Here is an 11950-nt window from a genome sequence, read left to right on the forward strand (position 1 = left end):
CCGTGACGCATCGAAGCGGTCAAATACACGATTCATATTCTATGCCGATCATGGCGTAACGCCAGCGATTTCAAAAACCACGCTATCGTGGCGCCCTTGCGCATCCATGACTGTAAGCGTATACCGGCCGTCGCCGGCCAGCACTAATTTGAAAGGATGATCCGGCGCGCCATGATTGACGACGCGCCCGTCGAGCATCCACCATACTTCGCCTTCGGCTCCTTGCACATCCACGTCCAGCGCCACCTGGCGCGCGCCGGGCACGGGCCTCAGCACCGAACCCACCGCGACGCCCTGCAGGCGCAATGGCCCCTGCGAGGCGTCGGCATAGCCCGCGAACGACGGCGGCGCCGTCTCGTTCAAGATCCACGCCGCGCGCTGTTCCGGACAGACGCCGGACGGCACGCTGCCCAGCCTGTAACCCAGCGGCCAGCAAATCACGGCCGCCTGCACCGTTTCGGGCCTGACGCGGACCTGCTGCACGCCTTCCGGCAATGCCGCCACGATATCCTGCAGCAGCGGCGCCGCCACGTTCGCCCCGAAAAAGCCCGGATTGGGCGTGCCGTCGGGACGCCCGACCCAGACGCCTATCGTCCACCTGTCGGTCACTCCGACGGCCCAGGCGTCCCGGAATCCGAAACTCGTCCCGGTTTTCCAGGCAAGTTGCCGGCCCGGGCTGCCCGACTGGTAGAACGGCCGGTCGGGGTGGCCGCCGCCCTCGAGAATATCGCGGACGATCCAGGCCGCCCCAGGGCTCATCATACGGGACTCGACCATCGGCTGCTCCGCCCTCAGGCGGGGCCGCCCTGAAACACCGCCCCGGGCCAGGGCCCGGTAAGCGCCCACCAGTTCTTCCAATGTGGTGCCGCCCCCGCCCAAAATCAAGCTCAAATTCGGCTGCGCGCCGGCAGGCAATCGTAACCACACTCCCCCGGCCAGCATGACCGAGGCGAACCGGGCGGGCCCGACCCGGTCCAGCAGGTCCACGGCGGGCACGTTGAGCGACCGCTGCAGCGCCTGGGCGACGCTGACGGGGCCCGAGAAAGTCGCCTGGAAATTGCCGGGCGCATAGCCGCCGAAAGACATGGGCGCGTCGATCAGCAGGCTTTCGGAATGGATCAGGCCCTCGTCCAGCGCCTGCGCGTACAGGAAGGGCTTGAGCGTCGAGCCCGGCGAACGCACGCCGCGCACCATGTCCACGTGGGAGTAGCGGCTATCGTCCGAAAAATCGGCGGAACCGGCATATGCCTTGACCTCCAGCGTGTCGTTGTCCATCACCAGCACGGCCATCGACACCTTGGGCGGCAGGCCGTCCACCCGGTCCAGCAGCATGCGCTCCACCGAGGCCTGCATGTCCGCGTCCAGCGTGGAGGCCACCAGGGCCGGCCGCTCGCCCGGGCGCCGGGAACCGGGGCGCTTCACGGCGGCCTCCTGCAACAGCCGCTGCGCGGCCAGGGGCGCCAGCCAGCGGGCCCGCAGCGGCGGCGCCACTACGTGCTCGATCTTGGCGTCCGCCACTTCGGCCGGCGTCCAGCGGCCCAGCTCGACCATGCGGTCCAGCACCTTGTCGCGCGCGGCCTGCGCGGCCTCCGGATGGCGGTCGGGCCGCAGCCGCGACGGAGCCTGCGGCAAGGCGGTCAGCATCGCTGCCTCGGCGGGGCTCAGGTCGCGGGCGGGCTTGCCCAGCCACAGGCGCGAGCCCATCTCGACGCCCTCGACGATCCCGCCCATCGGCGCGTGGGTCAGGTACAGCGACAGGATCTCGTCCTTGCTATAGTGCATCTCCAGCTGGACGGCGCGCCAGGCCTGGCGCAGCTTGGCGAAAATGGAGCGCGAGGGCTTGCCGGCCAGCTCCGGATCGATCAGCCGCGCGACCTGCATGGTCAGGGTGGACCCGCCCGACACAATGCGGCGGTTCGTGGCCCATTGCCATCCGGCGCGCGCCAGCGCCACCGGGTTCACGCCGGGATGCCAGTAGAACCAGCGGTCTTCGTAGGTCAGCAGCGTTTCCAGGTAGCGCTCGGACACCTGGCCCGGCTTGACCGGGTAGCGCCAGATCCCGTCGCGGCTGGGATAGTTGCGCAAGGGCGTGCCGTCGGCGGCCACGACCACGGCCGCGCCGCCCGAGTCCACGGGCGGCAGGGGATACAGGCGGTCCAGCGTGAATAACAACGCGGCCAGCGCAAACAACGCGCTGGCCGCGAAGATTCCCCGCCGCCGCCAGCGGCGGGCGCGCGTGGCGCCCGACGCCGGGGTGACGGCGGCGTTCAAGGACGCTTGGCGCCGCGGTCGCGGATTTCTACCGTGCTCCATTGCTCGCCTACGCCCCGGATTTCCGGCCGGTACATATCCTCGGCCACCGTCGACGGCACCGCGTAGCGGCCCGGCGTCACGACGCGCACCAGGTAGAACACATCCACCTTGCCGCGTCCCAGCGCCACCGCGGCCACATAGCGGTCGTCGCGGAATTCGCGGTGCTTGATGTTGGGATCGGCCATGGCTTCGGCCACGCGGCGCCCGCCGATGGTCCAGTCCTGCATCTCGGGACTTTGCGACAGGTTCAGGTTCTCGACCTCGAAGCCAGCCGGCACGCGGTCAACCAGCAGCCCGTCGGGGATGTTCTGGTTGGCGCTGGCCTGCACCCAGACCACCAGCATGTCGCCGGTCTGCAGGGTGCCGCCATCCCACGGACGGCCGTCCGGTCGATACCAGCCGCGCTTGAGCTGGATCACGTCGTTGCGGGGCGTGGGCGCCGAGGTCGGGCTGCCCTGGATGTCGTACTCGACGAACAGGGATTGGGTGCCCGTATTCTGCAGCTGCGTGCCGGCCAGTTCGGCCGCCGACAGCGAGACCGTCTGGTCGCTCTTGCCTCCGACCAGCGGCTTGCGCACGCCGTTCACGGTCAGCGCGGCTTCCCAAGGCGTGGCCTTGTCGCCGCCGAGCGCGCGCGCGGCCAGCAGCAGCGCCATCTGCTCCTGCGTCGACAGGTACGAACGGTTGCCCAGGCGGCTTGCCAGCTGCGTCAGCAGGTTCCCCGCGCGCTCGTGATGCAGGTCGTACTGCTCCACCAGCGCATAGCCCAGCGCGTAGTCGCGCACGCTGCTGCCGTAGTCGCCCAGCCAGTCGTCGTAATAGGCGCTGTTGCGGCGCTGGTTGATACCGTACTCGCGCGCCACGGCCAGGTCGAGCGCGGACTTCATGCGCCCTTCGTCGCCCATGAGCTTGAAGGCTGCCGCCAGCTGGATGAGCGGCAGCGGCGAACGCGCGCGCTCCTGGTAGTTGTCGAACAGCTGGCGCACGGTGGACAGCGGCGCCTTCTTGTCGCGCGCCAGCGCCAGCGCCGCAGTGGCTAGGCCGGCGAAGCGGCGATGGTCTTCCCGCAGGATGTTGGCGTCGCTGGAGTCGAAGCGTCCGGACTCGAGGTTGCGCTTGAGGTTGGCCGACCAGGTGCCGAACGCGCCGGTGCTCTGCTGCACCTGCTCCAGCAGCCACTGGCGCGAACGGTCCAACGACGCCTCGGGCACTTCGAAGCCCTTGTCGCGGGCGTCTTGCAGGAAGCCGACGGCATAGGCCGTGAGCCACACGTCGCGCGACGAGGAGCTGCTCCACAGGTTGTAGGACCCGACGGCGTTGCGCATGCCGGCCAGGCGGCCGATCGCGCCAGCCACCTTGGCCTCGCGTTCGGCCTGGGTGCGCGGCTTGAGGCCGAACTGCTTGGCCGAATCCTCGTCGATCATCACCCACGGCAAGGTCGCGCTGATGGTCTGCTCGGTGCATCCGTAGGGATAGTTGAGCAGGCCCTCGACCAGGCGGTTGACGTTGAACGGCGGACGGTTCGACACGGTCAGGCTGACGGTGGTGGAGTCCGGGTAATACGACGCCACCCACGACGCCTGCGGCGCATTCGATTCGCCCGGGTTCAGGCGCAGGCGCCGCACCTGGCGCTCGGCCGCATGGGCGGGCTGCACCTGAAGCACGGATTCGCGCACGATGTGCACGGGCTTGCCGCTCCCCTGCCCGTCGACGGTCAGGCGCATCAGGCCCAGGCCGTACGAGCCGGTGGTGGTCGCGTTGAAGCGCAGCGTGGCGCGCTGTTTGTCCTTCAGCGTCACGGTCTTGACGCCATCGACGATGGCCAGCGGATCCAGCGCCTCCAGCTTCACGGTCACCTTCTGCTCGGCGCCGCTCAGGTTGGTCAGGTCCAGCGCGATCGCGGCCTGGTCGCCCGGCGTGATGAAGCGCGGGGTGTTCAGCTCGGCCACGATCGGCGCCGCCACCACCATTTCGGTGTCGGTGCTGCCGTAGTTGTCGGGCGTGAAGGCCACGGCCATCAGGCGCAGCGTGCCGTTGAAATCAGGCAGGTCCAGCGGGATGTCCGCCTCGCCCTGCGCGTTCAGCTTCACCGGCCCCGAGAACAGGTCCACGAGCTTGACCTTCTTGGGCAGGCTCTTGCTGTCGCCGCGCATGGCGGCGTCGCCGCCCCACTTCAGCTTGCCCTTGGTGCCGTCCATCTTCTCGATCAGCTTGCCGTACATGTCCAGCAGTTCGGGCGCGTAGCGGTGCTTGCCGAAGAAGTAGTCCAGCGGATCGGGCGTCTTGTACTGGTTGATGTTCAGGATGCCCACGTCCACGGCCGACACGGTCACCGTGGCCTGCTTGCCCTGGGCGCCGTCCACCTTGACGCGCACCGTCGTCTTGGTCTCGGGCACCGCCTTGGGCGCGGCCGTGAGCTGCACGTCCAGTTTGCGATCGGCGCTGGCGATGGGCAGGAAAGTCAGGCCCAGCGCGCGCGCCGGCGTCACGCGGTCGCCTTCGCTGCCGGGGCGGAACACCGCCGCCGCGATATACAGGTCGTGCCGCTTCCAGGTCTTGTCGACCGGAATCTCGACCTGAGTGCCCGTAGCCTTCACCGCCACCCAGGTGGACCACAACATACGGTCGCCTTCGACGGTAATGAGCGCCTGGCCGTCATGCGGCGGGGTCAAGGTCAGCTTGACGCTGTCGCCCGGCTTGGCCGGCACGCCTTCCAGCTTCATCTGGACGCGGTCGGGGCGGTTGCCCATCGAGTCGGCGTCCTGCGCGTTCCAACCGGCGTAGAAGCGGTAGCGCATCGTTTCGCCGGTCTCGGGATCGGCGATTTCCAGGCGGTAGCGGCCCCACTTCACGGGCAGCGTCATCTGGGCGCGGTCGTTCAGCGCGATCTCGCGCGAGTCGACCAGCTCCTCGGTTTCGGTATAGCCGCTGTTCCAGCCGCGCTGGTCGTCGAAGCGCCAGTAGTATTGGCGTTCTTCACGGAACAGGCGCACCTGCGCCTGCGCCAGCGGCGCAAACTTGCCCTGCGCGTCCACGCGCAGCACTTCAAAACCGGCGGGCGCGCCTTCGCGGGCGACGTCGCTGTCGAACTGCGGGCGCACGGCGATCAGCCGGTCGGCGGGCCAGACGCTGCGCTCGATGGAACGCACGACGGGGCGGCCGCCAGATTCCAGCAGACTGGCCGAGACCCGCACTTTCATCGGCGAATGGGTGCCGCCGGTGCGCGGATCGACCTCGAGCTGGCCACGGCCCTTGTCGTCCAGCGCCGCTTCGGGCAGCTCTTCGAAGTGGCGGCGCGTATCGTCGGCCACGTCGCCGAAGATGAAGCCGGGCCACTGCTGGGGCAGCGCGTAGCGGTCGCGCTTGACCTGGAAACTGGACAGGAGCCGGTTGCCGGCCGCGGGCGCGCCATAGAGATAGTCGCCCTGCACGTCCACGGTCAGCGTTTCCTCGGGCTTCAGCACCTCCTGCTCGGAAGTCAGCGCCATCTTCATGCGCTCTGGCAGGAATTCCTCGACCTGGAATTTCCAGGAAGCGTCGGGCGCGCGGGACGCCGGGTCCACGCGCAGTTCCAGCAGCCAGGTGCCGGTCTGCGCGTCCTGCGGCAAGTCGACGCTGCGCTCGACATAGCCCGGCAGGTCCTTGGCGGGGTGCCACAGCGTGGTCAGCACCGTACGGCCGTCGGGGCGCTTGAGCGTGGCGGTCAGCGGAGACGGCGCCAGCATGCGGCCGTCGAGGTCGCGCGGCAGCACCGATACGTTGAAGGTCTCGCCCGGGCGGTACAGGTTGCGCCCGGCGTAGACGAACAGGTTATTGGGGCGGGCCGTGTGGCCGCCCGTATCGAATTCGGACAGGTCCAGGGCCGGCTCGCCCAGGGCCAGGACCGTCATTTCCTTATCGCGCGAGGCGCGGATGACGCGCGCGTTGGCGAAGCTGCCGTCGAAGCGGACATGGCCCTGGCCGTCGGCGGCCGCCTTGGCAAGCGTCTTGCCTGCGCCGTCCACCAGTTCGAACACGGCGCCCGAGATCGCGGTTCCGCTCTTCAGGGAAACGGAATAGGCCTCGATACGGTCGGTATAGCGGCGCGCGTGCAGGCCGATGTCGCTGACGTAGAAATACGTCACCTGGTACTCATAGCGGAAGCGGCCTGGCTGGCTCATCACGGCGACGTAGATGCCGGGTTCCTGCAGCTCCTTGATGCCTTCGACCGGCAGGAACGTGACGTGGCGGCGGTTGGGCTTGTCGTCGGTAACGAAACGGCCCTGGTAGACGCTGGTCGTCAGCGAATTCAGGCGGTCCAGGTCCCAGTTGCTGACCGAGCCTTTGAGGCTGCGGTTGTCGGAATAGCGCCACTCGTCTTCATAGTCGCTGCCCGCGTCGTCGTCGTCGCCGGACGAGGCGGAGGCATTGCGGCCGATGCCCAGCACGGTATCGAACAGCTCAGGCACGCGCTCGGGCGACACGCGCAGGAACTGCACGTCCACCTCGGGGGTGTTCACGGTGGCCACGGGCAGGCCGCCATTCTGGCCGGCCGGCAGCACCACGCCGCGGCTGGCGAAATAGAACGACGGCGGCATGGCCTGCGTCTTCACTTCGCAGTGCGCAACCTGCGCCAGCTTGCCCGAGGCGCCGGCGCCCGGCAGCCCGGCGCGCATCGTGATCGCGTAGGAACGCTGCGGCTGGACATAGGGGAAATAGACGATGCGGGGATTGTCGCCCACCACCCAGTTGCCCTTGAGGATCTTGCCCTTGGGCGCGGAGTCGCCCGGCTGGACCGAGGCGGGCTGATCGCCGGCATTGGCGGCGGACTCGGAATCCTCGTCCGCGGCTCCGGACGTGGAACCCGTGTCGGTCACCTGGAGGAACGTGTCCAGCTGGGCCTTGGCGTCCACCGGCTGGGTGAATGTCACGGCCAGCGCCAGGGCGTCGTTATATTGGCGCGGCTGGCAGGTCAGCGCCGCGAAGGGATCGGCCGCGCCGACCACCGCCGTGGCGGGCAAGGCCGGCGTGGCGTCATTGCCGCCCGCGCCAGCCGCAGCCGGCGGGCTGGCCTGCTGCGACGTTGCAACGGGTGCCGGAGGGGCCGCCTGGCGTTCTTTCCCCATCCACCAGCCCAGGCCGATGGCGCCCGCCAATACGACGACGCCGGCTGTCGCCAGCCAGGTCTTGCTGATCTTTCCACTCACGGCACATCTCCCGCTTACTCTTAATATTGCGCAGTTCCTTTTTGCGGCGGAACTGCCGACCGGCCATCCCGCGCGCTTCTCCGGTGCGCGGGCACTGCTTTCAAACTATCCGTACAACACAACGCCGCCATGACAGGCGGCGTATCGGATTCTGGGTTTCAGACCGGTTCCATGACGCATTGCAGGGGATGCTGCCGCGCGCGCGCATATTGCGCGACCTGCGCGATCCGCGTGGCGGCCAGGTCGCGGGGATAGACCCCGCACACGCCACGCCCTTCGTGGTGCACCTGCAGCATGATCCGCGTCGCTTCTTCATGATTCTTATTGAAGAACTTCTGCAGGACTTTCACGACGAACTCCATCGGGGTGTAGTCGTCATTCAACAGCAGGACCTGATACATCGGAGGCGGCGCGACGCGTGCCGGCGCCTTCTCGACGGCCAAATCATGCTGGGTATCCAAGGTAGAACTCATAGGGCCGCTATTCTATTTAAACTGGGGACGGCTAGCATGTAACTTACGGAAAATTACACGTAGAAATGCGTAGTTTCCATACTTGACGCCGTAAAGAAAAGCGGCGCATTATCCACGCATTCTGGGGTTTTCAACTCATCGAAAATCTGCCAGGAAGCCGAAGGGGGACCAGGGGTCTAGGCCGCGTGCCCTTCTGTCAACATACGATTCAATGAGGCAGTCCGCATGTCTGATACGACCGCAACCGCCGTCCAAGGGGACAATCCCAAATCGACGGGCACCGTCAAATGGTTCAACGATGCAAAGGGGTTTGGCTTCATTACGCCCGACGACGGCGGTGAAGATCTGTTCGCCCATTTTTCGTCCATCCAAATGAATGGTTTTAAAACCCTGAAAGAAGGCCAGAAAGTGGCCTTCGAGATTATTCAGGGGCCCAAAGGCAAACAGGCGCTGAATATCACTGCTGCCTGATTTACCATTAAAGCGCAACCGCAGGGTTGCGCCATTATCAGGCGGGGCTCTCGGGCCCCGCCTTGTTATTTTCTTCCGCTGCCAGGGCCATGTCCAAGAACGCCGTTTTGTTTTCCATCAGCCGTACATTGTTCAAGTTACCGTTCTTCAAGGCAATCCGGCCATCCGCCACGGCCTTTTTGGTGGCCGCGACCGCGGCGTTCGCCCTGCCCGCGGCCGCCCAGCAATCCGGCCCGCAGCCTCCGCTGCCCACCGTGCAGTTGTCCGCCGGCATACATATTATCCGCGCGGAAGTCGCCGATTCGGACGAAACCCGCCGCAACGGCCTCATGTTCCGCCGCGAACTGCCGGGCAACGACGGCATGCTGTTCGTCTTCGAGCAGCCGGACGTACAGTGCTTCTGGATGCGCAACACCCTTCTGCCGCTCTCGATTGCCTTTATCGCCGACGACGGCACGATCGTCAACATTGAAGACATGGCGCCCCAGACCGAAGACCCGCATTGCGCCAAGAAGCCGGTGCGCTACGCGCTCGAGATGGCCCAAGGCTGGTACGAGCAGCACGGCATCAAGGCCGGCAAGAAACTGGACGGCCTGCCCTGAGGCGCGGCCGGCGCCGCGCCAGACGCAATAGGAAAGGGAGCCCCAGGGGCTCCCTTTTCGTTCCCGCCCCCGGCTGGCGGCGGAACTGGCGGACGGCGCTTACACCCGTTCGATGATCACCGCGATGCCCTGGCCCACGCCGATGCACATCGTGCACAGCGCATAGCGGCCGCCGGTGCGGTGCAGCTGGTTGATCGCGGTGGTGGCCAGGCGGGCGCCGCTGGCGCCCAGCGGGTGGCCCAGGGCGATCGCGCCGCCGTTCGGGTTCACACGCGGATCGTTGTCGGCGATGCCCAGCTGGCGCAGCACGGCCAGGCCCTGGGCGGCGAACGCCTCGTTCAGTTCGATCACGTCCATCTGGTCCAGCGTGAGGCCGGTCTGCGCCAGAACCTTCTGGGTGGCCGGCGCCGGGCCGATGCCCATGATGCGCGGGGCCACGCCGGCCGTGGCCATGCCGACCACGCGGGCGCGCGGGGTCAGGCCGTGGCGGGCGGCGGCCTTTTCGTCGGCCAGCAGCAGCGCGGCGGCGCCGTCGTTCACACCCGACGCGTTGCCGGCGGTGACGGTGCCCCCTTCGCGGACCACGCCCTTCAGCTTGGCCAGCGATTCCAGGCTGGTTTCACGCGGGTGCTCGTCCTTGCTCACGACGATGGGATCGCCCTTCTTCTGGGCAATCGACACCGGCACGATCTCGGCGTCGAAGAAGCCTTCCTTCTGCGCACGCGCGGTCTTCTGCTGGCTGGCCAGCGCGAACAGATCCTGGTCTTCGCGGTTGATCTTGAAGTCGTCCGCGACGTTCTCGGCCGTTTCGGGCATCGAATCCACCCCGTACTGCGCCTTCATCAGCTTGTTGATGAAACGCCAGCCGATGGTGGTGTCGTAGATGGCGGCGCTGCGCGAGAAGGCGCTGTCTGCCTTGCCCATGACGAACGGGGCGCGGCTCATGCTTTCCACGCCGCCGGCCAGCATCAGGCCGGCTTCGCCGGCGCGGATGGCGCGGGCGGCGGTGCCGATGGCGTCCAGGCCCGAGCCGCACAGGCGGTTGAGGGTGGCGCCGGGCACTTCGATCGGCAGGCCGGCCAGCAGGGTGGCCATGCGCGCCACGTTGCGGTTGTCTTCGCCTGCCTGGTTCGCGCAGCCCATGATGGCGTCGTCCAGTTCTTCCCAGCGCACGCCGGGGTTGCGCGCCACGAGCGCCTTGATGGCTACGGCTGCAAGATCGTCGGGGCGCACGGAAGCCAGCGCGCCGCCATAGCGGCCGAAGGGGGTGCGAATCGCATCACAGATATAAGCATGCACGGTCATGGGAGGCTCGAAGTAAGTGAGAAAAAACCGGATCGGACGATCTTAACGCAGGCCCCTCGCACCATACTGGCGCATAGGCGGGATGTCCGCTGCACGGACAGTGTCCAATGGATGTTCACCTCGGCGCCGGCGCGCGGACACGGAGCGGCGCCGCTCATGCCGCGGGCGGCCGGGCCGCGCGCGCCGTCTCCACAATCGCCTGCCGGCGGAAACGCCCCGCGGCCAGGTGATAGAACGGTTGCGGGCAGAACTGGCGCGACACGACCGAAGCCAGCAATGACGCCACCAGCAGCCAGAACAGCATGGGCTGGCTGCCGGTCATTTCCATCACCACCACGCTGGCGGTCAGCGGCGCCTGGGTGGCGGCGGCCAGGAAGGCGGCCATGGAGATCAGCACCAGCACGCGGTGGTCCACGCCCTCGCCCGCCAGCTGCCAGATATGGTGGCCGATGCCCGCCCCCGTGGTCAGCGCCGGCGTGAAAATGCCGCCCGGTATGCCCGCCCAGTACGAAACGACGGTGGCCGACAGCTTGGCCAGGCCGAAACTCGCCGGCGCGGTGTCGTGGCCCGACAGCAGGTCCGCCGCCACGCCATACCCCGTGCCGTACACGCTGCCGGCCGTCGCGAGGCCGATGGCCGCCAGGAGCAGCCCCATCGCGAAGGCCACCCAGATCGGATGCGCGCGGATCCACGCGCGCCAGGGGCGCGGCGCGCAGCCCGTGACGCCCTTGCCGAGCAGGCGCGCGAAAATACCGCCCAGCGCGCCGTTGAGCGCGGCGCAGATGACCACCCAGGTCACCATGCCATGCGCCAGCGGCGCGCCGCCGAAGACGCCGAAATACGGGTTGTTGCCCACCACGGCCACGACCAGGAAGCCGGAGGCCAGCACGCCGATCAGCACCAGGCGCTGCCAGCGCAGCACCGTGCCGCGCCCGAGTTCCTCGATGGCGAAAATGACGCCGGCCAGCGGCGCATTGAAGGCGGCGGCGAGGCCGCCCGCGGCGCCGGCGGCGATCAGTTCGTTGGCATGGAACCCACGCAGCTGCACGCCGCGCCGCTTCCAGAAGTCCCCCCAGGCCAGCATGAGCGCCGCGCCGACCTGCACCGAGGGGCCCTCGCGGCCGATCGAGGCGCCGGCCAGCATGCCGAAAAACGCCAGGGGAATCTTCCAGAGCGTCTGCCCGAGCGACACCAGGCTGTTCTGGCTGGCTCCGGGCGGCAGCGACAAGGCGCCGATGACTTGGGGAATGCCGCTGCCGGAGGCGTTGGGCGCGTAGCGCAGCGTAAGCCAGCGCAAAGCGGCCAGGCCCAGCGGCAGCACCAGCACGGCCAGCCAGCCGTTGTGGGACACCCAGGCGCGGTTCCATTCCAGCGCCTTGTCGGCCAGGTATGCAAAGCCCAGCGACATCAGCGCCACCAGGCCCGCGCCGCCCAGCAGCAACCCCATCTGCACGCTCTTGCGCGATAGGCGATTGATCTGGCGCACCTTGCGGTGCGCCCAATGGCGGGGAGCGGCCAGTATCCGGCGCAAGGAATCGGGCTGGGTCATGGGCGTGGCGAGCGGGGATGGAAAGCCGCCCACCTTACCACTGCCGCCCGC

7 protein-coding genes are annotated in these 11950 nt (G+C 67.8%); 2 read left to right on the plus strand and 5 right to left on the minus strand.

The genetic code is table 11. The features are described from left to right. Positions 1-48 precede the first annotated feature (48 nt). From pbpC to clpS, 3 genes are all read right to left on the minus strand, one after another. Positions 49-2271 carry a penicillin-binding protein 1C gene (gene pbpC / locus JL37_RS03825; RefSeq protein WP_043542146.1) on the minus strand — a complete coding sequence of 741 codons (2223 nt, stop codon included), beginning with the start codon at positions 2269-2271 and terminating at the stop codon, positions 49-51. After that, a complete protein-coding gene (locus tag JL37_RS03830) occupies positions 2268-7499 on the minus strand; it encodes an alpha-2-macroglobulin (RefSeq protein WP_156124208.1) in 5232 nt (1743 codons plus the stop codon). The genes pbpC and JL37_RS03830 overlap by 4 nt, the downstream gene beginning before the upstream one ends. 158 nt (positions 7500-7657) lie before the next feature. Next, positions 7658-7972, minus strand: coding sequence for an ATP-dependent Clp protease adapter ClpS (gene clpS, locus JL37_RS03835; RefSeq protein ID WP_025135841.1), 315 nt, complete (start codon positions 7970-7972; stop codon positions 7658-7660). Positions 7973-8197: 225 nt separating this feature from the next. Between clpS and JL37_RS03840 the strand changes: the two genes are divergently transcribed. Next, positions 8198-8443 (plus strand): cold-shock protein, encoded by a 246-nt coding sequence (locus JL37_RS03840; RefSeq protein ID WP_006220277.1) that lies wholly within the window; start codon positions 8198-8200, stop codon positions 8441-8443. Positions 8444-8532: 89 nt separating this feature from the next. Further along, the gene (locus JL37_RS03845; protein WP_052096838.1) at positions 8533-9045 is read left to right on the plus strand and encodes a DUF192 domain-containing protein; all 513 of its coding nucleotides are present in this window, start codon (positions 8533-8535) and stop codon (positions 9043-9045) included. Positions 9046-9144: 99 nt separating this feature from the next. On the opposite strand, the gene pcaF is transcribed toward JL37_RS03845, so the two are convergent. Together pcaF and JL37_RS03855 are read right to left on the minus strand one after the other, a co-directional pair. Further along, positions 9145-10350, minus strand: coding sequence for a 3-oxoadipyl-CoA thiolase (gene pcaF / locus JL37_RS03850; RefSeq protein WP_043542149.1), 1206 nt, complete (start codon positions 10348-10350; stop codon positions 9145-9147). A gap of 154 nt (positions 10351-10504) precedes the next feature. After that, positions 10505-11899 (minus strand): chloride channel protein, encoded by a 1395-nt coding sequence (locus tag JL37_RS03855; RefSeq protein ID WP_052096841.1) that lies wholly within the window; start codon positions 11897-11899, stop codon positions 10505-10507. Positions 11900-11950 lie beyond the last annotated feature (51 nt).

The sequence above is a fragment of the Achromobacter sp. RTa genome (genome assembly GCF_000757485.1).
Classification (GTDB): Bacteria; Pseudomonadota; Gammaproteobacteria; order Burkholderiales; family Burkholderiaceae_B; genus Achromobacter.

What these genes read in the sequence shown, in the direction of transcription:
- JL37_RS03840 (WP_006220277.1), top strand. Translation starts at nt 8,198, where the DNA reads ATGTCTGATACGACCGCAACCGCCGTCCAAGGGGACAATCCCAAATCG.
- clpS (WP_025135841.1), bottom strand. Translation starts at nt 7,972, where the DNA reads ATGAGTTCTACCTTGGATACCCAGCATGATTTGGCCGTCGAGAAGGCG.
- pcaF (WP_043542149.1), bottom strand. Translation starts at nt 10,350, where the DNA reads ATGACCGTGCATGCTTATATCTGTGATGCGATTCGCACCCCCTTCGGC.
- JL37_RS03845 (WP_052096838.1), top strand. Translation starts at nt 8,533, where the DNA reads ATGTCCAAGAACGCCGTTTTGTTTTCCATCAGCCGTACATTGTTCAAG.
- JL37_RS03855 (WP_052096841.1), bottom strand. Translation starts at nt 11,899, where the DNA reads ATGACCCAGCCCGATTCCTTGCGCCGGATACTGGCCGCTCCCCGCCAT.